Origin of the sequence: Flagellimonas oceani, from assembly GCF_011068285.1 — a bacterium.
GTDB lineage: Bacteria > Bacteroidota > Bacteroidia > Flavobacteriales > Flavobacteriaceae > Flagellimonas > Flagellimonas oceani.
In genome coordinates this window covers 3,650,561-3,676,514 of sequence record NZ_CP049616.1, presented here as the reverse complement: position 1 = coordinate 3,676,514, position 25,954 = coordinate 3,650,561, and the positions used below count along the sequence as shown (strand labels likewise).

General features: G+C 44.3%; 26 protein-coding genes. 9 read left to right on the top strand and 17 right to left on the bottom strand.

The window, feature by feature from the left end; all coding sequences use genetic code 11:
- Positions 1 to 8 precede the first annotated feature (8 nt).
- A complete protein-coding gene (locus tag GVT53_RS16670; protein WP_166249619.1) occupies positions 9 to 671 on the top strand; it encodes an ABC transporter ATP-binding protein in 663 nt (220 codons plus the stop codon).
- Between the two features lie 18 nt (positions 672 to 689).
- On the opposite strand, the gene GVT53_RS16665 is transcribed toward GVT53_RS16670, so the two are convergent.
- From GVT53_RS16665 to pdxA, 7 genes are all read right to left on the bottom strand, one after another.
- A complete protein-coding gene (locus tag GVT53_RS16665; RefSeq protein ID WP_166249618.1) occupies positions 690 to 1,805 on the bottom strand; it encodes an NAD(P)/FAD-dependent oxidoreductase in 1,116 nt (371 codons plus the stop codon).
- A 34-nt stretch (positions 1,806 to 1,839) separates the two neighbouring features.
- Positions 1,840 to 3,198 (bottom strand): acetyl-CoA carboxylase biotin carboxylase subunit, encoded by a 1,359-nt coding sequence (gene accC, locus GVT53_RS16660; RefSeq protein ID WP_166249617.1) that lies wholly within the window; start codon positions 3,196 to 3,198, stop codon positions 1,840 to 1,842.
- Positions 3,199 to 3,284: 86 nt separating this feature from the next.
- Positions 3,285 to 3,782, bottom strand: a complete 498-nt coding sequence (gene accB, locus GVT53_RS16655; RefSeq protein ID WP_166249616.1) for an acetyl-CoA carboxylase biotin carboxyl carrier protein — start codon at positions 3,780 to 3,782, stop codon at positions 3,285 to 3,287.
- Positions 3,783 to 3,807: 25 nt separating this feature from the next.
- Entirely contained in the window at positions 3,808 to 4,803 is a 996-nt protein-coding gene (locus GVT53_RS16650; RefSeq protein ID WP_166249615.1) for a beta-ketoacyl-ACP synthase III, read from the bottom strand.
- 174 nt (positions 4,804 to 4,977) lie between these two features.
- Positions 4,978 to 5,178 carry a 50S ribosomal protein L32 gene (gene rpmF / locus GVT53_RS16645; RefSeq protein ID WP_100816683.1) on the bottom strand — a complete coding sequence of 67 codons (201 nt, stop codon included), beginning with the start codon at positions 5,176 to 5,178 and terminating at the stop codon, positions 4,978 to 4,980.
- 7 nt (positions 5,179 to 5,185) lie between these two features.
- Complete coding sequence (locus tag GVT53_RS16640; RefSeq protein WP_166249614.1) at positions 5,186 to 5,719, bottom strand: YceD family protein; 534 nt, start codon at positions 5,717 to 5,719, stop codon at positions 5,186 to 5,188.
- Positions 5,720 to 5,829: 110 nt separating this feature from the next.
- A complete protein-coding gene (gene pdxA, locus GVT53_RS16635; protein WP_166249613.1) occupies positions 5,830 to 6,882 on the bottom strand; it encodes a 4-hydroxythreonine-4-phosphate dehydrogenase PdxA in 1,053 nt (350 codons plus the stop codon).
- 58 nt (positions 6,883 to 6,940) lie between these two features.
- Between pdxA and GVT53_RS16630 the strand changes: the two genes are divergently transcribed.
- Complete coding sequence (locus GVT53_RS16630; RefSeq protein ID WP_166249612.1) at positions 6,941 to 7,531, top strand: riboflavin synthase; 591 nt, start codon at positions 6,941 to 6,943, stop codon at positions 7,529 to 7,531.
- An 8-nt stretch (positions 7,532 to 7,539) separates the two neighbouring features.
- On the opposite strand, the gene GVT53_RS16625 is transcribed toward GVT53_RS16630, so the two are convergent.
- Positions 7,540 to 9,348: a sodium:solute symporter family protein gene (locus GVT53_RS16625; protein WP_166249611.1), complete on the bottom strand. Its 1,809-nt coding sequence runs from the start codon at positions 9,346 to 9,348 to the stop codon at positions 7,540 to 7,542.
- Positions 9,349 to 9,417: 69 nt separating this feature from the next.
- On the opposite strand from GVT53_RS16625, the gene GVT53_RS16620 reads away from it, so the two are divergent.
- The 3 genes from GVT53_RS16620 to GVT53_RS16610 all read left to right on the top strand — a co-directional run bounded on the left by GVT53_RS16620 (position 9,418) and on the right by GVT53_RS16610 (position 12,695).
- Positions 9,418 to 10,173, top strand: a complete 756-nt coding sequence (locus GVT53_RS16620; protein WP_166249610.1) for a sulfite exporter TauE/SafE family protein — start codon at positions 9,418 to 9,420, stop codon at positions 10,171 to 10,173.
- A gap of 255 nt (positions 10,174 to 10,428) precedes the next feature.
- Entirely contained in the window at positions 10,429 to 12,093 is a 1,665-nt protein-coding gene (locus GVT53_RS16615) for a SulP family inorganic anion transporter (RefSeq protein WP_166249609.1), read from the top strand.
- A gap of 230 nt (positions 12,094 to 12,323) precedes the next feature.
- Complete coding sequence (locus tag GVT53_RS16610) at positions 12,324 to 12,695, top strand: hypothetical protein (protein ID WP_166249608.1); 372 nt, start codon at positions 12,324 to 12,326, stop codon at positions 12,693 to 12,695.
- A 50-nt stretch (positions 12,696 to 12,745) separates the two neighbouring features.
- Here GVT53_RS16610 and GVT53_RS16605 read toward each other — a convergent pair whose 3' ends face one another.
- From GVT53_RS16605 to GVT53_RS16570, 8 genes are all read right to left on the bottom strand, one after another.
- The gene (locus GVT53_RS16605; RefSeq protein WP_166249607.1) at positions 12,746 to 15,361 is read right to left on the bottom strand and encodes a M14 family metallopeptidase; all 2,616 of its coding nucleotides are present in this window, start codon (positions 15,359 to 15,361) and stop codon (positions 12,746 to 12,748) included.
- A 135-nt stretch (positions 15,362 to 15,496) separates the two neighbouring features.
- Positions 15,497 to 15,904: an alternative ribosome rescue aminoacyl-tRNA hydrolase ArfB gene (gene arfB, locus GVT53_RS16600; protein WP_166249606.1), complete on the bottom strand. Its 408-nt coding sequence runs from the start codon at positions 15,902 to 15,904 to the stop codon at positions 15,497 to 15,499.
- Complete coding sequence (locus GVT53_RS16595) at positions 15,882 to 16,877, bottom strand: ABC transporter ATP-binding protein (protein WP_166249605.1); 996 nt, start codon at positions 16,875 to 16,877, stop codon at positions 15,882 to 15,884. The genes arfB and GVT53_RS16595 overlap by 23 nt, the downstream gene beginning before the upstream one ends.
- Before the next feature lie 42 nt (positions 16,878 to 16,919).
- The gene (locus GVT53_RS16590; RefSeq protein ID WP_166249604.1) at positions 16,920 to 19,076 is read right to left on the bottom strand and encodes a prolyl oligopeptidase family serine peptidase; all 2,157 of its coding nucleotides are present in this window, start codon (positions 19,074 to 19,076) and stop codon (positions 16,920 to 16,922) included.
- Positions 19,077 to 19,152: 76 nt separating this feature from the next.
- The gene (locus GVT53_RS16585) at positions 19,153 to 20,166 is read right to left on the bottom strand and encodes an aspartate-semialdehyde dehydrogenase (RefSeq protein ID WP_166249603.1); all 1,014 of its coding nucleotides are present in this window, start codon (positions 20,164 to 20,166) and stop codon (positions 19,153 to 19,155) included.
- Between the two features lie 185 nt (positions 20,167 to 20,351).
- Complete coding sequence (gene mscL / locus GVT53_RS16580; RefSeq protein WP_166249602.1) at positions 20,352 to 20,762, bottom strand: large-conductance mechanosensitive channel protein MscL; 411 nt, start codon at positions 20,760 to 20,762, stop codon at positions 20,352 to 20,354.
- 53 nt (positions 20,763 to 20,815) lie between these two features.
- Entirely contained in the window at positions 20,816 to 21,925 is a 1,110-nt protein-coding gene (gene alr / locus GVT53_RS16575; RefSeq protein ID WP_166249601.1) for an alanine racemase, read from the bottom strand.
- Positions 21,918 to 22,562, bottom strand: coding sequence for a thymidine kinase (locus GVT53_RS16570; RefSeq protein ID WP_166249600.1), 645 nt, complete (start codon positions 22,560 to 22,562; stop codon positions 21,918 to 21,920). The genes alr and GVT53_RS16570 overlap by 8 nt, the downstream gene beginning before the upstream one ends.
- A gap of 155 nt (positions 22,563 to 22,717) precedes the next feature.
- Here GVT53_RS16570 and GVT53_RS16565 point away from each other — a divergent pair, with 155 nt between their 5' ends.
- The 3 genes from GVT53_RS16565 to GVT53_RS16555 are packed head-to-tail and all read left to right on the top strand — an operon-like array spanning position 22,718 to position 24,741.
- On the top strand, positions 22,718 to 23,410 hold the full coding sequence (locus GVT53_RS16565) for a hypothetical protein (RefSeq protein WP_166249599.1): 693 nt from the start codon (positions 22,718 to 22,720) through the stop codon (positions 23,408 to 23,410).
- A 48-nt stretch (positions 23,411 to 23,458) separates the two neighbouring features.
- On the top strand, positions 23,459 to 24,130 hold the full coding sequence (rsmI, locus tag GVT53_RS16560; RefSeq protein ID WP_166249598.1) for a 16S rRNA (cytidine(1402)-2'-O)-methyltransferase: 672 nt from the start codon (positions 23,459 to 23,461) through the stop codon (positions 24,128 to 24,130).
- Positions 24,131 to 24,168: 38 nt separating this feature from the next.
- On the top strand, positions 24,169 to 24,741 hold the full coding sequence (locus tag GVT53_RS16555) for a uracil-DNA glycosylase family protein (protein ID WP_166249597.1): 573 nt from the start codon (positions 24,169 to 24,171) through the stop codon (positions 24,739 to 24,741).
- A gap of 6 nt (positions 24,742 to 24,747) precedes the next feature.
- Here GVT53_RS16555 and GVT53_RS16550 read toward each other — a convergent pair whose 3' ends face one another.
- Entirely contained in the window at positions 24,748 to 25,350 is a 603-nt protein-coding gene (locus GVT53_RS16550; RefSeq protein WP_166249596.1) for a carboxymuconolactone decarboxylase family protein, read from the bottom strand.
- A 55-nt stretch (positions 25,351 to 25,405) separates the two neighbouring features.
- Between GVT53_RS16550 and GVT53_RS16545 the strand changes: the two genes are divergently transcribed.
- Complete coding sequence (locus GVT53_RS16545) at positions 25,406 to 25,828, top strand: OsmC family protein (protein WP_166249595.1); 423 nt, start codon at positions 25,406 to 25,408, stop codon at positions 25,826 to 25,828.
- Positions 25,829 to 25,954 lie beyond the last annotated feature (126 nt).

Here is a 25,954-nt window from a genome sequence, read left to right as displayed (position 1 = left end):
AACACATTATGCTTTTAGAACTCAACAATATTTTTAAATGGGTCACCACGGGCGGCCAACGTATATTTTTATTAAAGGACATCAATCTGGAGGTGGAAGAGGGCGAGTTTATCTCCATCATGGGGCCATCGGGATCTGGAAAATCCACTTTGCTCAACGTGATCGGGATGCTGGATACTTTTGATGAGGGAGCATACAACTTCATGGACGAATCAGTCCATTCCCTTAAAGAAAAACACCGTTCCAACCTGTACAAACAATACATCGGGTTTGTGTTCCAATCCTACCACTTATTGGATGAACTTACGGTTAAGGAAAATTTGGAAATGCCCTTGATTTATAAAAAAATCAAAGGCTCCGAACGCAAGGCGATGGTCGCCGACATGTTAGATCGTTTCAACATTGTGGGCAAAAAAGACCTTTTTCCGGCTCAGTTAAGCGGAGGCCAGCAGCAATTGGTGGGTGTGGCCCGTGCACTGATTTCCAACCCAAAATTGATTTTGGCGGATGAACCTACGGGAAACTTAAACTCCAAACAAGGTGAGGAGATCATGGAACTTTTCAAAAAACTGAATGAAGAGGGCGTGACCATCATCCAAGTGACACATTCCGAGAAAAATGCGGAATACGGTTCTCGAATCATCAATTTATTGGATGGGCGAATGGTTTGATTTGAAACTTGAACTTTGCTAAGCCATATCGGCCAATTCCTTGCCCACAAGACTGCCAAGGGCCACGCCCATACCGCCCAAACGGACACCACAGTAAACGGAGTTGGAAATCTCTTTTACTATGGGCGACTTTTGGGTGCCGACACCCATGATGCCGCTCCACCTTCGCTCAATTTTTACGGTTTGTTTGGGCAAAATCATATTACGGAGCAATGCTTCAAGCTTAGCTTGGATGATTTGTGTTTCCCCAAATTCGGTGGTTTCCTCGGTGTCAAAATCAAGATTTCTTCCGCCGCCAAACAAAATTCTATCACCAACATTTCGGAAATAGTAATAACCCTCATCAAAATGGAATGTGCCTTTTATATGTAGATTTTTGATGGGTTCCGTAACCAAGACTTGGGCCCTGGCCGGTTTTACGGTTTCTGATTTCAATAGTTTCGAAGCAAATCCATTGGTGGCCACAAATATTTTTTTGGATATAAACTCGAAGTCGGTCGTTTTGATGATTCCACCACCATTGGATTCTAAAATCTCATGGACCATCACTCCATTTAGGATGGGTATTTCCATGGATACACATTTTTGAATCAGGGAACGCATCATTTTGCCGGTGTCCAACTGTCCTTCAAATTGGTGGCTGATATATTTTTCTTGGATATGGCCAAAACCGAACCGATTTCCAGAACTAAGGAAAGGATGTTCCCCGAAAATAGGCGCCATCAAACTATTAAGATAAGAAATGGATTCCCTGCATTTTTCGTAGAGCTCAGGTTTGTACAAAGGGAAGAGTTCGTGGCTTCCATGCATTTGAAAGTCTATTGCTTCGTCCCCCAATAGGCCACGTAATCGCTGAATGCCATGCCATCGCTTTTCAACGAGTTTCACCACTTCTTCCTCTGAATGGTGCTCTAGATCGGACAAAATTTCGGAGGCGCTTCCAAAACAAGCAAAACCTGCGTTTTTTGTGCTTGCTCCCTGCGGCAAGCTGCCTTTTTCCAATATCAGGATGTTGCTCTTGGGATATTTTTCCTTGAGACGTATGGCACAATTGATACCGACAATACCACTGCCGATAATTGTAAAATCCACATCGGAGAACCAACTTTTATATTCCCAATAACTTAGCTGCATAAAAAGAAAAGCCCCGATAAATTCGGGGCTTTGATTAATGTTCTTCTTTATATTTTGGGTCCATTTTAAAATCCTCCATGAATTTGGTGGTATAGTTACCGGCCAAATAATCCGGATGATCCATCAATTGACGGTGAAATGGAATGGTCGTCTTCACACCTTCGATTACAAACTCGTCCAAGGCCCTTCTCATTTTGTTGATGGCCTCTTCCCTTGTTTGCGCGGTGGTAATCAACTTGGCGATCATGGAATCATAATTCGGAGGAATCATATAACCACTGTACACATGGGTGTCCAAACGAACACCATGGCCACCCGGAGTGTGCAAGGTTGTAATCTTGCCGGGAGAAGGCCTAAAGTCGTTATAGGGATCTTCCGCGTTGATCCTACATTCGATGGAGTGTAGTTTAGGATAGTAGTTTTTACCAGAAATCGGTACGCCACCGGCAACCAAAATTTGCTCACGGATCAAATCGTAATCCACGACCTGCTCTGTGATCGGGTGCTCTACCTGAATTCGGGTGTTCATCTCCATAAAGTAGAAATTTCGGTGTTTGTCCACCAAAAATTCTATGGTTCCCGCTCCTTCGTATTTAATGTACTCGGCGGCTTTAACAGCGGCCTTTCCCATATCTTCACGGAGTTTGTCCGTCATAAAAGGGGAAGGGGTCTCCTCGGTAAGCTTTTGGTGCCTACGCTGTACGGAACAATCCCTTTCGGATAGGTGACAGGCCTTTCCATATTGATCACCAACTACTTGGATCTCGATATGGCGTGGCTCCTCGATCAACTTTTCCATATACATTCCGCCGTTTCCAAAAGCGGCGGTCGCCTCGGTAACAGCACTATTGAAGCTTTTTTCCATTTGGTCCTCGGACCAGATGGCACGCATTCCCTTTCCACCACCACCAGCGGTAGCTTTGATCATAACGGGGTAGCCCATTTTTTTGGCTTCCTTTTTGGCGTGATCAACGTCCTTAAGAAGACCTTGGGAACCTGGAACGGTGGGTACACCGGCCTTTCTCATGGTTTCTTTGGCAGTTGCCTTGTCACCCATTTTGTCTATCTGATCACCGGATGCACCAATAAATTTGATGTCGTGCTCGGCACATATTTTGGAGAACTTGGAGTTTTCGGATAAAAATCCGTACCCTGGGTGAATGGCATCGGCGTTGGTGATTTCCGCTGCGGCTATAATATTTGGAATCTTAAGATAAGATTCGCTACTGGGTGCAGGGCCGATACAAACCGCTTCGTCCGCAAAACGGACATGGAGGCTCTCCTCGTCCGCTTTGGAGTAAACAGCGACTGTTTTAATGCCCATTTCCTTGCAGGTTCTTATGATCCGCAAGGCAATTTCGCCCCTATTTGCAATCAATACTTTTTTAAACATAGAACACAATCTTTAGTTAGGAATTCTAAATCTTAAATGGTTCTGGGCTGCGGGTTGGCGGCCCAAAATCTATCATTTAAAATTCACTACGACGGGTCTACCAAGAATAAGGGTTGGTCGAACTCAACAGGAGAGGAATCGTCAACCAAAATCTTTACAATCTTACCTGAAACTTCTGATTCGATATCGTTGAAAAGCTTCATTGCTTCTATCACACAAAGAACATCTCCTTTGTTGATGGAAGTACCTACCTCCACAAATGCCGGTTTGTCCGGCGAAGGCTTTCTATAAAAGGTTCCTATGATAGGAGATTTAATGGTAATGTATTTTGAATCATCATCCGCTTTTTTAGGTTCGGATGGTGCTGGTGCAGCGGTTTCTTGTGCTGCTGCCGGTGCCTGGGCCGCAGGAGCTGCCGCCGTTTGGGGCACAGGAATCTGTTGAACAATTGTGGTTTCTGGCGAACCTGAACCGGCGCTTCCCGTTCGAATGGTGATTTTGATATCCTCCATTTCCAGCTTCACCTCGCTGGCACCTGATTTGGCGACAAACTTGATTAAACTTTGAATTTCCTTAATGTCCATGGAATATAATTTGTTAGTTGCGTGATTATGAGTTATAGGCCCATTTTAAATAAATGGAACCCCATGTAAAACCACCTCCAAAGGCGGCAAAAATTATGTTGTCTCCTTTTTTCAACTGCTTCTCGAAGTCGTACAACAACAAGGGCAGTGTTGCGGAGGTCGTATTTCCGTAACGGTCTATATTGATCAATACTTTATCCGCCTCCACGCCCATTCTATTGGCGGTGGCATCAATGATACGTTTGTTGGCCTGGTGTGGCGCCAACCACTGTACATCATCCTTCGTCAAGTTGTTCCGTTCCATGATCAGTGCCGATACATCTGCCATATTGGATACCGCAAATTTAAAAACGGATTTACCATCTTGATAAACATAATGTTGTTTGTTCTTCACGGTTTCCTCGGAAGCGGGCAGAATAGATCCGCCTGCATCGATTTTTAAAAATTGTCGGCCAATACCGTCGGAGCGGAGATATTCATCCTGAAGTCCCAACCCTTCTTCATTGGGCTCAAAAAGAACCGCGCCGGCCCCGTCACCAAAAATAATACATGTGGTTCTATCCGTATAATCTATGATGGACGACATTTTATCTGCCCCAATGACCAATACTTTTTTATATCTGCCGGACTCTATATAGCTGGCTGCGGTGGACATCCCGTACAAAAAGCTGGAGCAGGCAGCCTGCAAGTCGTAGGCGAAAGCGTTCACCGCACCAATTTCCGAAGCCACATATGCAGCGGTGGATGCTACGGGCAAATCGGGGGTTGCGGTCGCTACAAGTACAAAATCTATTTCGGAAGCTTCAATGCCTCTTTTTTGAAGCAGGTCTTTTGCGGCCCTGATTGCCATAAAAGATGTTCCCGCGTTCTCTTCTTTTAAGATCCTACGTTCCTTGATTCCGGTTCGGGTAGTTATCCATTCATCGTTGGTATCTACCATGGTTTCCAGTACTTTATTGGAAAGTACAAAATCGGGAACATATCCTCCTACAGCTGTTATTGCTGCCGTTGTTTTCTTCATTTTAGCCTCTCTTTATTGTCAAAAAGAATCAAATTTGACCCAAAAGCGGTGAAAATTAGTCATTTTATATGACTTTATGGGCAAATTTAATCGTTTTTGGGTGTTAACGTGGGCCCATAAAAAAACTCCCGTTATTAATTGAACGGGAGTTGCTTTGTTTTAAGGTGTTTGCGTTTATGCCGCTGTTTCCTCTTCTGTTTTGTCAATCAAAACCTGACCTCTATAGTACAATTTGCCTTCGTGCCAGTGAGCTCTGTGGAACAAGTGCATTTCACCTGTTGTTGAGTCCTTGGCAATTGTTGGCGCAACTGCTTTGTAGTGGGTTCTTCTTTTGTCCCTTCTGGTTTTTGATATTTTTCTTTTAGGATGTGCCATTATAAACCTATTTATCCGTTAGTAACTTTTTTAAATCGTCCCACCTGGGGTCTGTGTCTTCTGATGGTTTTGTATTCTCTTTTGGCTGTAGCTCTTCGAGCTTGTCCAAGATTTCGGATTGCAATGTGCCATCTTCCACTCCGGGATGAACCCTTTTCTGTGGGACGGCCAGTACCAACATTTCGTATATGTACTGTGCAATATTGAATTGGTGCTCGCCATGTGGAATGATCAATATTTCGTCATCCTCATCATTATACTCATCGCCAAATTTGACGACTAGTTTTAAATTGGAATCGATAGGCTGGTCAAAAGGTTCGCCCGTCAAATCACAATCCACATTTATGGTTCCCTCCGCTTCGATCTGAAGTTCCATCATGGTGCTCATTTTATCTAAAACGGCATCAATTTTTACGGAAGCTCCGTTAAATTCTTGGTAGTCAAAAGATTCAAAGAACGCATCATCAATTTCGTACACAAAGTTATGTTTTCCCAACTTCAGACCTGAAAAAGGGATATTAAACTCTTTCAGCTTCATCATTTCTACACTTAAGGTTTGTGTACCAGCCTTTAAAGGCGGGTGCAAAGATACTACTAATTTACAAAACTGCAATTCTTGCCACAACAAATATCCAAAATGAATATAATTTTTTACCCTCCGCGCCTAATTTTCTGCTTTTTCAGGGGGTTTTCGGTAAGTTTTAGATACTCGGTCCTGTTTTTAAATACCTGAATGGCAGTAAAAACCGCTTCTTTAAAAGAGCTTTCATCTGCTTTGCCCTTACCTGCAATTTCGTAGGCGGTACCGTGATCGGGAGAGGTTCGGACTTTGTCCAGCCCCGCGGTGTAATTCACGCCCTTGCCAAAGGAAAGGGTCTTGAACGGAATCAATCCTTGATCGTGGTATGCCGCTAGTATGGCATCGAAATTTTTATGGTTATCCGAACCAAAAAAGCTGTCGGCCGAATAGGGCCCGTAGACCAAGGTCCCTTTGTTGAACAACTCTTGTATGGTCGGTTTCAAAATTTTATCGTCCTCTTCCCCAATGGTGCCGTTGTCCCCGCTGTGCGGATTAATGCCCAACAAAGCAATTTTGGGCTTGCGGATGCCAAAATCCATTTTTAGGGATTCTTCCATGGTGGCGACCTTGTTACGGATAAGTTTTGGGGTTATGGCCTTGGCCACATCCTTTACGGCAATATGATCGGTGAGCAAACCCACCCTTAACTCATCTGTAACCATAAACATAAGGCTTTCCCCCTTGAGTTCTTGGGCCAGAAAATCGGTATGCCCTGGAAACTTAAAATCCTCGGATTGTATATTGTTTTTGTTGATGGGTGCCGTGACCAAAACATCGATTTTATTCTCTTTTAGGGCATTTACTGCAAACCTCAGGGATCTAATGGCGAATTCACCGGCCTCCTTTGTGGCCTGGCCGTATTCCACGTTGGGGGCATCTTTCCCAACATTGACAATATTGACTTTCCCTTCCAAGGCCTGCTCGGCATCCCGGACGCCATTGAACTTGATGTCCAGCCCAAAATCTTTGATCTGTTGTGAAACAATCTTGTTGGATGCAAATAGTACAGGTGTGCAAAAGTCCAACATTCTTGCATCTTCAAATGTTTTGAGTGCTACTTCGCACCCAATTCCGTTAATGTCCCCTATGGAGATCCCCAATCGTATTTTTTGATTTTCCTTCATAAAATGAATGCCGATATGGCTACTTTTGCATTACAAAACTAGTCAATTAATAAGACACATGTTCACAGGAATCATAGAGACTTTGGGGAAAGTTGAAAAGCTGGAAAAAGAGGGAGGAAATCTTCACATTACCGTATCCTCTACAATTACTTCTGAATTAAAAATAGACCAGAGTGTTTCGCACAATGGGGTATGCCTTACCGTGGTTTCCATTGATGCCGATAAGTATACCGTGACTGCCATTGAAGAAACCTTGAGCAAAACCAATTTGGGAGAATTGAAGGTGGGTGAAGTGGTGAACTTGGAACGAGCCATGTTGATGGGTGCCCGTTTGGACGGACATATCGTGCAAGGGCATGTGGACCAAACGGCTACCTGCAAATCCGTTGAAGAGAAAGATGGGAGTTGGGTCTACACATTTGCATACGACCCCAAGCTGAATAATGTCACCATCGAAAAAGGTTCCATCACGGTTGATGGTGTTAGCTTGACCGTTGTGGATTCCAAAAAGGACAGTTTTAGTGTAGCCATTATTCCTTATACCCACGAACACACGCGTTTCCATACCTATAAAGTAGGCGATACCATCAACTTGGAGTTTGATGTTATTGGAAAATATGTTTCCAGATTATTGGAATTAAGAGATTAACCTGTTCCCTAGAACACATTCTTCATTCCTTGCCATACCTTTAATAGTACAAAAGCGGACACGGCTACCACAATGGTAAGAATGATGGCCAGTTGATATTTTCCATAAATCCAATATCCTGTGGCGAACATGATGGAGTAGATCAACACCACACCGGACAGCATCGCTTTAATTCCTGATGGTACGCTCCACTTTTCGTTGGTCTTGACAATTTCCACATTTTCCGCTTCGGCTTCATCTACAACTTTTGCCCAACCCGGACCTCCCGGTTGAATTTTTAGATAGAAGCTTCGAAGCACCTCTTTGCTTTCTGGTTGGGTTACAAATGTGGCCGTTAGCCATATAATTGTCGTCACTAACATTATAAATGGCAAATCGGCCCATTCTGGAAAAATTCCTGTTTCAGGTGCAAACAAATAACCTCTCAAGGGAGTTGTCTCCAATAAAACGGCTAGGATTCCAGAAGAAAACATGGCCGTAATTTCGCTCCACGCATTGATTCGCCACCAGAACCACCTTAATATAAAGATGAGTCCCGTTCCAGCACCAAAGGATAAAAGCAAGTTGAACACTCCCATGGCATCCTGTAGGGCCAGGGCCAAAAATGCGCTCAACACCATTAGCAGTACGGTAGAAATCCGTCCCACATTTACCATTTGTTTTTCTGTGGCCTCTGGATTTATTTGTTGCTTATAAAAATCATACACTATATAGGAAGAGCCCCAGTTCAACTGCGTAGAAATAGTGGACATATAGGCTGCGACCAATGAGGCCATTACTACACCTAATAGTCCTGTTGGCAATTTTGTCATCATGGCGGAATAGGCAAGGTCATGTCCCAACTTATCTTCCGTTACATTGGGGAAGGCTTCGTGTATGCTCGCTATGTCCGGGTACACCACCAAAGATGCCAAAGCGACTAGAATCCATGGCCAAGGCCTTAAGGCGTAGTGCATAATATTAAAGAAGAAGGTGGCTCCTATAGCATGGTTCTCATTTTTTGCCGCCAACATTCGTTGTGCGATATAACCTCCGCCACCGGGTTCCCCTCCGGGGTACCACGAACTCCACCATTGTACCGCCAACGGTATGATCAGTGCGGTGATCAAAGCTCTTTTATCGCTAAAATCGGGTAGTATGCTCAATTTATCTTTTACGTTTTCATTCTCCAAAACAGCTTGCAATCCGCCCACTTCGGGTAAATTGACCAGATAATAGGCAGCTCCTATTGCTCCGGCCATTGCCATAAAAAACAGGAAAAAATCACTATAGACAACGCCTTTAAAACCACCAAGGGCACTAAAAACAACAGTGATCAGGCCTGCACTTACCACGGTTACCCAAGGCTCCAGCCCCAACATAACGCCACCTATCTTTATGGCGGCCAAAGTAACGGAGGCCATGGTAATCACATTGAACAATACCCCAAGATAAATGGCCCTGAACTTTCTCAAAAAGCTTGCTGCCTTCCCTCCGTATCTTAGTTCATAAAATTCCAGATCTGTTTTTACATTGGACTTTCTCCAGAGTTTGGCATACACAAAAACGGTCAACATCCCTGTCAGCAAAAAGCACCACCAGCCCCAGTTTCCGGAAACTCCATTGGAGCGGACCAAATCGGTTACCAAGTTGGGCGTATCGGTGGAAAAAGTGGTCGCGACCATGGACAATCCCAAAAGCCACCACGGCATGCTTCTACCGGATAAAAAGTATTCTGTTGAATTTTGTCCGGATTTTTTGGAAACATATATCCCAATGAAAAGGACCAAGGCAAAAAATCCAAAAATGATGATGTAATCTAAAAGTTCAAGTTTCATTTGTTTAGTTTGGCTGGAGTTAAAGATAGTTTTTTTGGGTTACTTTTGTGAACCTGCAAAAAAATCCTCATGTTTCTTTCAACTTTCTCGGATATTTCTGTTGCCGCTTGGACCATGGCAGCTACCGCCGCTTTTTTAATGGGAGTCTCCAAAGCAGGGCTCAAGGGCATGTCCATTTTTAATGTGACCCTTATGGCCTTGGCCTTTGGCTCAAGAGCTTCAACGGGGCTTTTTATTCCGCTGCTGATTGTTGGGGATATTTTTGCGGTGGTCTATTACAACCGGCATGCCCAATGGAAATACATTTTTAAGTTTATTCCATGGATGATTTTGGGCATCCTCATCGGGGTTTTGGTCGGTAAGGACCTTCCCGAGCGTGAATTTAAATGGGGAATGGTGATCGTAATATTCATTAGTTTGGCAATGCTGATCTGGTGGGACAGAAGAAAATCCCAGACCGTACCTACCCACTGGGTCTTCTCCGGTTCCATGGGTGTTTTGGCGGGCATCTGTACCATGATCGGAAATTTGGCCGGCGCATTTACCAATATTTTCTTTTTGGCGATGCGATTGCCCAAGAACGAATTTGTGGGCACGGCGGCCTGGTTGTTCTTCATTACCAATCTATTCAAATTGCCGTTCCATGTTTTTATTTGGAAAACGATTACCGTCCAAAGTCTGTTGATCAACCTAAGATTGCTTCCTGCTATTATTGTCGGTTTGATTTTGGGTGTCTTCTTGGTGAAGAAAATCAACGAGAAAAATTACAAACGCTTTATTTTGATTGTAACCGCTATTGGTGCGGTAGCGATTCTTTTTAGATAACACATGGTTTTTCAGCTGGTCTGAAAATCATTCCTTCAGGGATTTCAAAGTATATAGTTTTAGAATCGCCTTAAATCAGAAAGTTTTTAAGAACATAAACAAAAGGGTATAAGCCTGTGGCCAAGACGCATTTTCATGTTCATTAAATTAAAAATGAATGTGTTGGGGTTAAGATAAAAACGACATGGACAAGGTTTGGTTTTGAAATTTGTTATTTTCGGTGAATATTAATCTTACAATAGAACCTTTCCGATCATGGCAAAATTTTACGACACAAAATACTTAAAAGGAGATATTACAGGCGGACTGGTGGCAGGAATCGTTGCACTACCGTTGGCATTGGCCTTTGGTGTACAATCTGGCCTTGGTGCAATTTCAGGTTTATATGGTGCAATTGCGATTGGTATCCTTGCCGCCTTGTTTGGAGGTACAAAAACCCAGGCCAGTGGCCCTACGGGACCAATGACGGTGGTTTCGGCAGCCTTGGTGGCCAGCGCCGTTGACTTGACGGGCAGTCTGGAAAATGCCATGGGGATTATTATATTGAGTTTTTTATTGGGCGGTGTGCTACAGATAATTTTCGGGCTTATCAATATCGCCGGATACATCAAATATTTTCCCTACCCTGTAATTTCAGGCTTTATGAGTGGCGTGGGACTTATCATCATTATCCTGCAAATATTCCCGTTCGTAGGATTGGATTCGGCAAAATCCACTATAAAGGTAATGTCGGATTTACCGAGATTGTTTTCGGAGTTTAATTGGCAGGCCTTGGTGCTGGGCGCAATGACGGTGATTATTTATTACGTGTTTCCAAAAATCAATAAAACCATACCCAGTGCACTTGTGGCCTTGATTGCAGTTTCCATCTTTTCCTATTTTATAAATTGGGCCGTTCCTATTATTGGCGAAATTCCATCGGGTTTGCCATCATTGCAAATAGATGGTCTTTTCAGCATTGATAGCGAAGCCTATTTTATGGTTTTGGAATATGGAATGGTCTTGGCAGTTTTGGGTTCCATTGACTCGCTGTTGACCTCGGTAATTGCGGATAACATGACCAAAACCAAGCACAACAGCAATCGCGAGCTAATAGGCCAAGGCATTGGTAACATGGTGGCGGCCTTGGTTGGCGGCATACCCGGTGCGGGCGCAACAAAGGGTACCGTGGTAAACATCAACAATGGAGGTAAAACAAGGCTTTCAGGAGCCTTGCACGGCACATTTCTTTTGGCGGTTTTATTGGGATTAAGTTCGCTCGCAGCATATATTCCCTTGGCTGTGCTTGCGGGAATACTTATTCCGATTGGGTTTAAAATTATCGATACACGTGGCCTTAAACATATAAAAATAATGCCCAAGGCAGATTCTGTGGTGCTGATCATTGTTTTATTGTGGACCACATTTGGCAGTTTGATCCAAGCAGTTGGTGTCGGGGTAACCTTGGCGGCCTTGTTGTTTATGAAACGCGCCAGCGATATTGGGGAAAAAGGCATGGAAGTTGGCACACTTGCGGGTTTTGATGGTGAAAGACCTTGGGTCGATGAAGAGAATTTCTACGAGAAATATAAGGACAAAGTATTTATCAAACATTTGAATGGCCCGTTGTTTTTTGGTTTTACGTCCTACTTTCAGGATCAGGTAAAAAATATTGATGAGCATATAAAAGTACTGGTCATCCGTATGGACCGGGTTCCACATATAGACCAGTCTGGTGTTTACGCCCTGGAGACCATCATATTCGACTTGTCCAAGAAAAATATAAAAACGGTTTTCACAGGGTTGAGAGAACAGCCCAAACAACTCATTGAAAATATTGACATCATCCCCGATTTGGTTCCGGTGGAACAAGTTTTTTCCACCGTTCAGGACAGTTTTTCTTGGATTGCGAGGGAATTGGAAGGCCAAGACCAGGCATAGCGTTTGCAAATATTGGCTTTAGCGCAAATAGAATAATGTTGCCATCTTGATAAAAAACTGCAAACATTTTATTCTGATGGCGACCGCTTATTGCTACGGCAGCGATTTTGTTTGAATTGCACCATTTTCTCTAGCAATGCTCCCATCTATCAATTGAAAAGGGGCATTCATCAATTGCCCCATATTTTTAAGAAAAACCATGTTAGTTTCGAAGAAACAAATTTATTGACATGGATACTTTCGAAAAAATTGTAAACATCGATTTGGAACTACATACCAGTGCATCCGATAATGAAAAGGAAAGATATGATGCTGTCCTTCCTATTATTTCACTAAGGTTGTTTCAAAAGAATATGGGGTCTTGGGGAGGCCGTGAAACCTGTATCGGCGTACCCGAAGATGGATATGTTCTTGTAAATTATTGGTATGTTCTGGAATCATGTGCAAAAAATGCAAAAGAACAGATTGAACAGGTCATCCAAAACTTTGATTTAAGTGCCTTTACCCGATTGTCTGTGAGCGATGCTTTGGAGACCGGGGAAGATTTTAAAAAGGAACTGGAAGAGACCGAAACCTTGGAATGGTGTTGGGTGAGGGAATAAAAAAAGCCGCATCAACTTGATGCGGCTTTCTTTTTATACATATATTTCTGCTACTCCGAAGCACCCTCATAGATTGCATTGAAAATCAATTTATAGGTACCTCTTGGTTGTGCCCTAAACTGTGGACGGAAGGCAAACAAGATGGCCGAGCCTTTTCCGTATTTGGCTTTCACCATCGCAGGTTTTTTGGCAATGTATCGGTCCTCGCCCATGGCCCAACCGCTCATCAATAGGTCTTTGGCGGCATAGGTGGCGATTACCTCAACTTCGGGTGTGGGTGCATCCTTAATGTCTTCTTTACCGCCTTCGCCGGATTTTCTTTGTTTGTCAATGGCAAAAGCCCTGCTTCTGTTGAAAGAAACGGCAACGGTATCCTTCATACCAAATGCCAATGGATGGGAAGTGTCCACACCGGCCTTGATCAAAGATCCAGGAATAAAAAAGTCGTTGCTGTCCGCACCTGCCACGGCGTCGCGCAAAGGCAATCCAAATTGCTCGATAACAAAGTCACTGGCCTCGTCAAAGGCAATTAGAGTCCCACCATTTTCCACATAGTCGCTCAGAGCTACGGAACCCTTCAGCCCAATTCCTCCAGTGAATTTTTCGGGCATGTCCATAGTTGAGTGTCCATGTAAAATGGAACCTGGTCTTTGCGATGGGATGATGATGGCATCATACTGTGACAAGTCTTTGGTTTTGATATCGGCATCGTGCAAAGTGTCCATATCAAATTCGTATTCGTCCATTACAAAACGGGTCCATCCTTCATCCATATTGGCCACCCAGGATTTGTAGAGTCCCACTTTGGGCAAATGGATTTTCTTCAACTGTACTTCTGGTTTGGCGGACAATCCTGTAAATTCAAGTCCGTACTCATCGGCCAAGGACTCCACCATTTCTTTGTCCCCGGAAACAATATATGATCCAGCGGGAAGTGTTACTTTGCCCGCTTTGAATTCCGCCATGCTTTTGTAAGCCGTTCCGCCAGCTTTCAATATTTTGTTGGTGGCCAATACCGAGGCATTGCTGTTAACACTCAACGCATAGCCGAAGGAACCGTTTCTGTTTACTTCGCCTTCATAATGTTTTACAAGCCCTGTAACTTTTTCTGTTGGTGCATTGAAAGACTCGGCAATTTTATCCACATCAATGCCCATTTGCAACGGCAATGTCCACCCAGCTAGATCGTAGGGAGTGTCAGGTGGTCCGCCGGGATATTGAAAACGGGTTGGGTAATCCTGTTTTTCCATCAGATCCAACAAATACGGTCTAAAGGCTTGGGCGGTATAGATGACATAAGAGCCTTCTTCGTATTCTTTACCATTGACCGTAAAGTCTTTGGTAGCTTTTTCAACTTCGATTCCACCGCGGAGCAAAACGTTTACCAAGTTTACCGCTTCAAAAGAATCCCATTGCTCCTTATCGATGATATAAGCGAACAGATCTCCTGTCTTTCCTTTTTCCACGGCTGACTTACCCATTTTATAAATATTATAAAGGTAATTGCTCTTGCGGTCGGCCGCTAGGTCCAAAGTGGCCCAGGTTGCTGTCAACATATAATCCACGGCATCCCTAAAATGGGATTCGCCACCCTTCCAAGGGTCTGGATACATAATGTCCGTGCCATCCGTAGGAGTTCCTCCGGCGACTGTTTTAGGCAGTTTTTCGGGGTCGTAATACCTTGGGGTGGGGGAAGCATGTCCTGTTTCGGTCAAAATACCGATCATGTTGTGGTAGTATGGTACGGTACGTGCCCCACCGTTCCAGAACATGGTGTAATAATTATCCGCTATGGCACCGGGCATGTTCTCCATGGAAAAACGCTTGGACATGGCAGAACCGACTTCGCTGACACTTGCAGTAATGGCAGGATGTATTTTTGGGTTTACCGGGTCAGCGTAGGGAGGAATGGAAATCTTGGTCCAAGAAGGTGAGGTTTGATGGTGATTAAAGACAATTTGAGGGTACCACTCGTTATATAAAATTTGGGTGACGTGATAGGTTTCGGGCATAGTGTTCATAAACCAATCCCTATTGTTGTCGTGCCCCACATAATGATGGTATAAAATCGGAGGGCGAGAAGTTTCATAAGGTGTTCCCAAGTTTTTTCGATACCAATCTGTTACGATGTCGAGGCCATCGGGGTTCATGTTGGGCATAATGATCGTTATCACATTTTCCCTTATTTTTTTCACTTCTTCGGATTCGGATGTCGCCAAAGTGTATGCCAACTCGGGAGTTACTTGGGTGCCGGCCAGTTCTGTGGAGTGGATTCCGCCATCCACCCAAACAATGGCCTTGCCTTCTTGCGAAAGTCGAACGGCATCATCATCGTCGACCTGCACCCTTGCAAGTTTGGTGCTGATGTCTTTCCATTTATCAAGTTGACGTAGGTTTTCTTCGGTGGAAACAAACACAATGTACATTTTTCTGCCCAGTACGGTTTCCCCGATTTCCTGCATTTTAACCCGTTCGGAAGCATTGTCCAGCTTAATCAGGTAATCTTCAATTTGTGAATAATCGGCCAGTTTGTAATCATCTCCCAGTTCAAAGCCGAGAACATCTTTTGGGGAGGGAACATTTTGTGCTACTGAAAATGCAGCGCAGGACAAAGACATCACTGCGAGGAGCAGCAATGTTTTGAGGTTTGCTGTTTTAGAAATCATTTTTTTGAATTAGTTATAATTTGACTGAAAATTAAGCATTTGTGGCGAGGATATTAAATTGGATACATGGGAAATGTCTCGGACTTAATTTTTTTGATGGGTTTATGATCTGAAGGATGCAAAACCATCAAATTCTTATTTGCCCAGATCTGGTTTTTTGCGCGAAGCTTTTTTGTCCGCGGTCATCTTTTTGGACTTTAACCGCTTTTCTTTGGAAGACTTCGTCGGTTTGGTCGGTTTTCGTTTCTTGGGAACTACAAGCGCATTTTTCAATATTTCAAAAAATCGCTTCACCACTAGGTCCTTGTTCCGGTGCTGACTCCGGGCTTCATCACATTGAAGAACGATGGCGCCATCGTTGGTCAACCTGGATTTGAGTTTTAATTGAATCCGCTGTTTTTCGCGTTCCGATAGTCCTTCTGATGCAGGGATGTTGAACGTAAGCTCCACTTTGGAGGAAACCTTGTTCACGTGTTGTCCGCCAGCTCCGCTACTCCGCATCGCCTTAAACTGAAGCTCTCTATGTATTTGTTTTTTGTCCAACCTGAAGCCTTCTGTTGATGGTTTCCAAAGATACATTAAGAAAAATGGTCACTCCTTTTTCCTGCTTTTTATTAGAATTAAAAAAGATAACGGTGCCATCGTCGGCAACCCCTTCGTTCAAGTGATGACTTCCTTTAAAAAAAGAGTGAATCACCTCGACCTTTAGCCCGGATGAATCCGAAAATTTGAACTCGTGCGGATACACCAAAATGGAACGATCAATTTCGGAATAGGATTTCAGCAACTTCATAGGTACCTTGTTCACCTGCCCAAACAATGATGCGGTATAGTAATTGGGCGGTCTTTTGTAGAGTTCTTGAGTGTTCTCGTTGGCAATGATCTGTCCCTGCTCCAAAATCAAGGTGCGTTCTGCGAAAGGCAATACATCACTAGGGTCGTGACTGGCCGTTAGTACTGTGACGCCCTGTTTTTTGAGATATAAAAAAAGATTTCTTCGTAGCGAGTTGCGCTTAAAATTATCAATGTGCCCAAAAGGCTCGTCCAGCAGCAAAATTTCTGGCTCTTGGGCCAAGACCCGAGCAAGTGCCACGCGTTGTTGTTGTCCTCCGCTGAGGTATTTCACCTTGGTTTTGGCAAAAGGTTTCATTTCAATCAAATCCAAGAGCTCGTTGATGCGTTCCTCGTGTGTTTCTCGCTCAAATACAGAAAGGAACTGCCCCACGTTTTCTTCCACGGAAATAAAAGGCATCAAATCAAAATCCTGCGCCAAATATTTCATGTAAGGCTCACCGGGAACCAGATTAAAGTTGGGTCCGAGGGCTTCCATATCATCCCAAAAAACCGAGCCTTCTTCCACGTGAAGCAGTCCGTAGATGATTTTGAGCAAGGTACTTTTGCCCGAACCGCTTTCGCCCATCAAAGCCACGTGTTCCCCTGGGGCCACTTCAAAAGAAATGTCCTTTAAAATAGTTTGGTCACGATAACCGAAAGAATCTACCTGGACTTTTAGCATAGAAAGAAAGGGCTACTAAAGGCGTAGCCCTACTAAACAAATTTAATCTTTAAACTCTTTGAGCACAGACTGGTTGGGCAGCTCATCATACCCCATATTATAAAAAGTAAACCCAAAAATATCGGCGTACTGCTCAATGGTTTTGCTCACGGGTGTTCCCGCTCCGTGACCTGCATTGGTCTCGATTCGGATAAGGGTAGGCTGATTACCTGCCTGTTTTTCCTGTAATTCCGCAGCAAATTTAAAGCTGTGTGCAGGAACCACACGGTCGTCGTGATCCCCTGTGGTAACCAAGGTTGCCGGATATTCGGTGCCCGCTTTCACATTGTGCACCGGGGAATAGCCCTTGATGTAGTCGAACATTTCCTCATTGTCCTCGGAAGTTCCGTAATCGTAGGCCCATCCCGCTCCAGCGGTAAAGGTGTGATAGCGGAGCATATCCAATACGCCAACGGCGGGCAATGCCACTTGCATCAAATCGGGACGTTGGGTCATGGTGGCCCCGACCAACAAACCGCCATTGGAACCGCCACGAATGGCCAAATATTCTTTTGATGTGTATTTGTTGTCGATCAAGTATTCGGCAGCGGCTATGAAGTCATCAAATACGTTCTGTTTGTTGAGCTTGGTTCCGGCATCGTGCCACTTTTTACCGTATTCGCCACCCCCGCGAAGGTTGGGAACGGCATACACACCGCCTTGCTCCATCCAAACGGCGTTCACGATGCTGAAAGAAGGTGTCAAACTGATATTAAAACCGCCATAACCATAGAGAATCGTCGGGTTTTTACCGTCAAGTTCCGTTCCTTTTTTATAGGTAATGATCATGGGCACTTTGGTGCCATCTTTTGAGTTGTAAAATACCTGCTTGGACTCATAATCATCGGGATTGAAATCGATTTGAGGCTTCCAATACTGCTCATACTCACCCGTCTCCACATTGTATTTGTACAATGAGCCTGGGGTGTTGTAATTGGTAAAGGAAAAATAGAACTCCTTGTCCTCTTTTTTGCCGCCAAAGCCTCCTGCGCTTCCTACGCCTGGAAGTTCCACTTCGCGGATCAACTTTCCGTCATAATCATACTGGAGCACTTTGGAAATGGCATCCACCATATATTCTGTAAAGAAATAGCCGCCGCCGGTTCCCGCGGTCAATACGTTTTCGGTCTCCGGAATCAAATCTTCCCAATTCTCCGGTGTAGGATTGGCGGCATCCACAACGACTACTTTTTTGTTGGGCGCTTCACGATTGGTGACCAAATATAATGTAGCACCATCGTTGTCGATGACGTAGGTGTCGGAATCGGTATCGTCCAAAATAGTGACCAGCTCAGGGTTTTCTTTGGATAGATCCATCATAAACAATTTGTTCCCGGAAGTGGAAACGGATGCAGAGATGAACAGATATTTTTGATCTTCGGAAACGGAGCCGCCCACATAGCGGTGCTTTTCTTCGGGTGTGCCCCCAAAGATGATTTTGTCTTCTGATTGAGGCGTACCCAACTTGTGGTAATATAATTTATGTTGGTCCGTTTTTGCGGAAAGTTCGCTTCCCTCAGGTTTGTCGTAGCTGGAATAGAAGAAACCATCGTTTCCTTTCCAAGAGATGCCGCTGAACTTGATATCCACCAAGGTGTCCTCCACAATTTCCTTGGATTCGGCATCAATGACGATTCCTTTTCTCCAATCGCTTCCCCCTTCGGAAATAAGGTAGGCCGCTTTGGAGCCGTCCTTGGTAAAACTGAGCCCCATCAAGGATGTGGTGCCGTCTTCGGAAAATGTGTTGGGATCCAAAAAGACTTCTTCTTCGCCGCCGTCCTTTTTGCGGTAAACCACATATTGATTTTGCAGACCGTTGTTTTTGTAATAATAGGTGTAGTCGCCTTCCTTGAACGGAGAACCTACTTTTTCGTAGTTCCAGAGTTTTTCCAAACGGTTTTTTAGGTCTTCTCGAAATGGAATCTTCTCCAAATACCCAAATGTGACCGAATTTTGCTTTTTTACCCAAGCTTCGGTCTCTTCGCTGCGGTCGTCCTCCAACCAACGGTATGGGTCGGGAACTTCGGTTCCAAAATAATTATCTACGGTGTCAACTTTTTTGGTAGAGGGATAGTTCACAGTTATGGGATCTCTTTTTTTGGTTTCTTCTTGGCAGGCTGCAAATAAAACCAAAGCAGCCAACAGACTTATGTTTTTCATGTTTTCTCGGATTGATTCCGATAAAAATACACAAAACACACAAACCTATTGGCTACAGTTAATGCTTTAACGATTTTTATGAAATTGCCTCAGAAGTATTCGAAACCAAATTGTGCTCCACCAAATACTCCGCAATCTGTACCGCATTGGTAGCAGCCCCTTTTCTGAGGTTGTCTGCCACAATCCACATGTTCAGCGTATTGGGTTGGGTTTCGTCCCTGCGGATCCTGCCCACAAAAACATCGTCCTTGCCATTGGCAAAAACGGGCATCGGATAGGTGTTGGTTTCAGGATTGTCCTGCACCACGATGCCTGGCGTTTCGCTGAGCAATTGTCGCACTTCGGCCAAGTCAAAATCGTTGTGGAACTCCACGTTCACGGATTCTGAGTGCCCGCCTGCGGTTGGAATACGAACAGCGGTGGCAGTTACCGAAAACGTACGGTCATCCAATATTTTTTGTGGCTCACGGGCCAACTTCATCTCTTCTTTGGTGTATCCGTTTTCCAAAAACACATCGCAATGCGGCAATGCGTTTCGGTTGATTGGATGAGGATAGGCCATTTCCCCCTCGATTCCAGCGGCTTCGTTCTCCATTTGTTCCACCGCTTTCACCCCGGTTCCCGAAACAGATTGATAAGTCGATACCACCACACGTTTCATTTGATATTTTTTGTGCAATGGGTCCAAGGCCAATACCATTTGAATGGTGGAGCAGTTGGGGTTGGCTATAATCTTATCATCAGCCGTCAACGCGTTGGCGTTGATTTCCGGCACCACCAATTTTTTGGTCGGGTCCATACGCCAAGCGGATGAGTTATCGATCACCGTGGTGCCCACCTCGGCAAATTTGGGCGCCCATTCCAAAGAAGTGTCCCCACCTGCGGAGAAAATGGCAATATCAGGTTGCGCTGCAACAGCATCGGCCAAACCGATTACGCTATGCGCTTCATTTTTATAGGTGAGCTTTTTTCCCACGGAGCGCTCCGAAGCAACCAACAACAATTCTGAAATGGGGAAGTTTCGCTCTTCCAATACTTTCAACATGACTTCGCCTACCATTCCGGTGGCACCAACAACTGCTACTTTCATTATAAAATTATTTCTTGTCGCAAAGGTACTTCAGTCAGCGAGTTAAACAAGCTTTTTCATCATCAATCAATAAAAAATAACAAAATGTTATAAATAAAACAACCATCAACATGTTAGCGAAAACACATTGATGGTTTTTAAAGGTTATTGTGATGTAGCGGTCGTACCGAAAAATACCGATACGCTTATTGTTTTTTCAACAAATCGCGGATCTCTGCCAACAGTTCCTCTTGGGTCGGACCCTTTGGAGGTTCTGGAGCGGGCTCCTCTTTTTTCTTCATTCTGTTTACGGCCTTCACTACAAGGAACATAACAAATGCGACGATGATGAAATCGATGACATTGGTCAAAAATGCGCCGTAAAGCACAGCGATTTCCCCGACAATTTCACCTGCCTCATTCGGCGTACCCTCTGTAATTACATATTTCAAGTCGTTGAAATCTGCGTTGAACAACAATCCGATCAACGGAGAGACTATCCCTCCCGTGAAGGATGAAACCACTTCTTTAAAAGCGGCGCCCATAACGAAACCTACGGCGATATCCACCAGGTTCCCTTTCATGGCAAACTCCTTAAACTCTTTTAAAAATCCCATTTATAGTTGAGTATTGGTTAATCCAACACAAATTAAGTAAATAAAGATAATATTCAAATCCCCGTAACCACTCTTTTTACCCGTTGCGATATGGCCGTGAGAATTTCGTAGGAAATGGTACCTGCCCCGGACGCAAATTTTTCCGCAGATTTTTCATTGCCGAACACAATTGCTTCGTCACCTTCTTTACAATCAATATTGGTAACATCCACCATGATCATATCCATGCAAACATTGCCCAAAATAGGCGCTTTTTTATTATTGATGGTCACAAAACCTTTGCCCTTTCCGTACTGTCGGCCAATACCATCGGCATGTCCAATGGGGAGGGTGGCACTTTTTATGGGGTGGTTGGATTTAAACGCCCTATTGTACCCTACGGACTCGTTGGCTTCAATTTGATGAATCTGTGAAATGACTGTTTTAAGGCTGGCCACCGGCTTGAGAGCAGCATCTATTTCAACTTGGTTACCATATCCGTAGAGTCCTATCCCACTGCGCACCATCTCAAACTGTGCTTCTGGATAATTGATGATGCCCGAAGTGTTCAGCATGTGTCGCATCGGGGCATGGCCCAATCTATCCATAAGGGCGCTGCTCAAATTTTTGAAAGATTCGATTTGCTTCAGGCTGAAGGTTTGTTCATTTTTATCCTCGGATGCGGCCAAATGCGAAAATGCGGAAACTATTTTGATGCATCCACTGCGCTTTGTTTCCTCTGCAATCAATTCAACATCATCTTTAGAAAAACCCAAACGGTTCAACCCTGTGTTGAATTTAATGTGAACAGGGTAATTGTTTTGTTCCCCCTCTTTGGCGGCTTCAATAAATTGATTCAAAATATTCCTGGAATAAATGCTCGGCTCCAAGTGGTATCCGATTAAATCATCAAAATTGGAAGCCAAGGGGTGCAGTACCAAAATCGGTAGCTGAACACCTGTTTTGCGTAACAGAACTCCTTCGCTAACATAGGCAACGGCCAAATAATCGGCGCCCAATTGCTCCAGTTTTTTTGCAATGGCCACCATGTCGCTTCCGTAGGCGAACGCTTTAACAACGCCCAAAAATTTGGTTTCGGGGGTTATTTTGGATCGCAAATAGTTATAATTGTGTTCCAGGGCGGCGAGGTCCAAGACCAAAGTTGTTTCCCCGACCTTACTCATTGGGTTTTTGTTTTTTGGAGAGCACCTCTTCGGAATCCACGTTGATCCCCTTAATTTTTTCGCGCAACATGGCCTTATAAAATGCGGCTCTGCTCAAGGGTTCATATTCCTCGGTTTCACCTAGCAGCACTAAATTGTCGTTCAAGGATTTCCTAAAACTGTAGTTGGCCAAATTTCCGGTACGGGTGCAAACGGCGTGTACCTTGGTCACGTATTCTGCTGTGGCCATCAACGCTGGCATAGGCCCAAAGGGGTTCCCTTTAAAGTCCATATCCAGGCCTGCGACCACTACGCGAATGCCCTTGTTGGCCAAATCGTTGCAAACGGTCACGATTTCATCATCAAAAAATTGGGCTTCGTCAATACCGATCACATCACAGTCGTCCGCCAAAAGCCGAATATTGGCCGCGGCGGGAACGGGGGTGGACCTGATTTCGTTGGAATCGTGGGAGACCACCATTTCTTCATGGTAACGAGTATCCACAATAGGTTTGAAAATTTCCACTTTTTGCTTGGCGAATTGGGCCCGTTTTAATCGTCGGATCAGTTCTTCGGTCTTTCCGGAAAACATGGAACCGCAAATCACCTCGATCCATCCAAACTGTTCCTTAGGGTTGACTGTGTTTTCGAGAAACATACCGTATTTTTGAAAGAAATTGTTTGTTTTCCCGTTATTTTGGGACGACCACAAAGCTACTAAAAAAATGCACCCCTGTTTTCAATAAGATTTTAACCTTTTGTTGATAGGGTATTCGCAAAATCGTTATATTTTTATAGTAAAGAAGAAAAGCTATGATACGGAAATTGAGGGAAGAGTTGATCAAGTTGTCCACGGAGATAATAACAGCACGGGAGGATACCGATCTTGCGGGATTGTATGAAAAATCCAGAAGGATTTATGAAAAGTTGGCCGTATTGAAGTTCATAGACGAAAAACTTAACGATGTAGAGGTGGATGTATCCCAAAACGTGATAGCCTCAAGGTTCGAGAAAATGGCCAATGCAGTTTTAAGTGGCAACACATCGGTACCGGAGAGCAATCCGCACCAAGAGGATATTATCACTACACCCTCTATGGATACGATCAAGGACATTGTTTCCGAAATGCCATCCAATATGGATCTGGAAAAGGTATTTGCCGAATTCGTGGCCAAACCCAATTTGATGAAGAACGACAAAGATGAGGTTACGCCCGATGAGAACGTGAGTGCACCTTCAAAAACAATCAAGCCAAAATCATTGAATGATCGTTTGGCCAAAGATTTTCAGGTGGGCCTCAACGATAAGCTTGCATTCGTAAAGCATTTGTTCAACAACGATATGGAAGACTACACCCGTGTGCTTTCCCAGCTCACCACCATTGATTCCGAAGAGCGTTCGGTTGCCTTCATCAACAATATGGTGAAACCCGAGTATAACAATTGGGAAGGAAAAGAAGAGTATGAGGCTCGTTTTATTGCCTTGATCGAACGCAGGTTCGCATAAATCCATTTTTTCAATTTTATTTTGATTGTAAGGCCTTAACTTTGGTTCATGGGAAAGTTATATCTAGTACCGACACCAATAGGAAATTTGGAGGACATGACGCTACGTGCCATCAAGGTGCTCAAGGAAGTAGATGTTGTTTTGGCGGAAGATACCCGGACCAGTGGCAAGTTGCTCAAACATTTCGAGATCAATACGCCTTTACAGAGCCATCACATGCACAACGAGCACAAACAGGTGGACACGTTGGTGCAAAAAATGAAGGAGGGGTCCGTTTATGCCTTGATTTCCGATGCAGGCACTCCAGCCATTTCCGACCCTGGTTTTTTATTGACCCGCGCCTGCGTGGAAAACGATATTGAAGTGGAATGTTTGCCCGGAGCCACTGCATTTGTACCGGCTTTGGTAAACAGCGGATTGCCCAACGACCGATTTGTTTTTGAAGGGTTTCTGCCCCTAAAAAAAGGCCGCCAGACCCGACTTCTGGAATTGGCCGAAGAAACGCGAACGCTGGTTTTTTATGAATCGCCCCACAAACTCCTTAAAACCTTGACCCATTTCGCCGAGTATTTTGGTGAAGACCGACCCGTTTCCGTATCCCGGGAGTTGACCAAGTTGTATGAGGAAACCGTTCGAGGGACTGTAGCCGAGCTAATTGCCTATTTTACCACAAAGGCACCGAAAGGCGAATTCGTGATTGTGGTCGGTGGCAAGAAATAGTTGTAAATTTCAAAACGACTTTACGACCCAATCACAAGATGGACGAATTACTATTCCAAATACGGAACTGCACCCATTGCCAAGAACATTTGCCCTTGGGGCCCAGACCCATTCTTGCCGCCCATCCAGCATCAAAAATTGTCATTATTGGGCAGGCGCCAGGAACCAAGGTGCACCAAACGGGGGTTCCGTGGGACGACCCTAGTGGCAAACAGCTCAGAAAATGGCTCAATGTAACGGACGAGCAATTTTACAATGAAAAGCTTTTTGCACTGATTCCAATGGGGTTTTGTTATCCGGGCAAAGGAAAATCTGGGGATTTGCCACCACGGCCCGAGTGTGCTCCTTTATGGCACCGATCTCTGGTAGAGCAAATGCCGAACCTTAAATTGACCATCTTGATTGGCCAATATGCACAGTCGTATTATTTGAAAAAAGCCCGAGAAAAGAATCTAACCGAAACAGTGAGGAACTATAAAAACTATCTTCCCAACTATTTTGTGCTGCCGCACCCATCGCCAAGAAATCGGTTTTGGTTGAGCAAAAACCCATGGTTTGAAGAAGACGTGTTGCCGGATTTAAGAAAAAGAGTTTTGATGAATCTTGATTAATGCCGTCTAGTATTTAGACCCATCGTGTTTCCCTTTTTGCCAGCCTACCTCGCCCAGATATTTTTCCGCACTTTCCACAGCACCATCTTCTATGGCTGTACCCATGGAATCGTTCCAGCGGTTCAAATAGCCAAAAAGTGAGATGACCCCCATCATTTCCACAATCTCACCATCATTCCAATGTTTGTGCAATCGTTTTTTAATATCGGCGCTAACGGTGTTCGGTACTTGCGAAGCGGCCAGGGCAAAATCCAACGCAGCCTTTTCGGCATCGGAGAACGCATTGTGGGTACGGTATTCCCAAATGTTGTCCAGTTGTTCCTGATTGGCACCATACCGTTCTGCCGCCCTAATGGCGTGTGCTTGGCAGTAACGACAGCCCGTAGCGTTACTGCTCACCCATGCGATCATACGTTTTAGGGCGGAAGTCACACGTCCCTCATTGGCCATCACGGCCTTGTTAAGGTTAATGAAAGCCTTGGAAATAGCTGGCCGGTGCTGCATGGTCAACACGGAATTGGGACAAAACCCAAGGGTCTCGTTAAAGAATTCCGCCAGTTCTTTTGTTTCTGCATCATGGTCGGGCGACAAGGGGTTTACTAAGGCCATATTTGAGATTATAAATTGTATTTTTGAACCCTACAAGAAACAAAAATTAATCATCATGACAAATCATGTGACAACCAAATGGTTAGGCGAAATGGCCTTTGAAAGCAACAACCCTTCCGGACATACCGTTCGAATCGATGCTGGGGAGGACAGTGGCGGTTCTGGAGCAGGTTTACGTCCCAAAGCCCTAATGTTATCAAGTTTGGCAGGGTGTTCCGGTCTGGACGTGGCTTCGCTCATCAAAAAAATGAAACTGGAAGTGGATGATTTCAAAATAGAGACCATAGCCAACCTAACCGATGAGCATCCAAAACACTATGATTCCGTGGTGGTCGAATATCATTTTACGGGAGCTGACTTAAACGAGGAAAAGCTCAAAAAAGCAGTGGATCTTTCCGTGGAAAAGTATTGTGGCGTTATGGAAATGTTCAGAAAATTTGCCCAGTTGGAAATCAAGACCATTTTTCATCATAAGTAAAAGTGTCACTTCGAGTAATTCTGATAAAATCAGAATTGTATCGAGAAGTGGCTTTCTTGGAAAACAAGCAATTCCACCTTTAAAGGGATAATTGTAGAATTGGTTTTTTGTACTAAGTTTACAAAC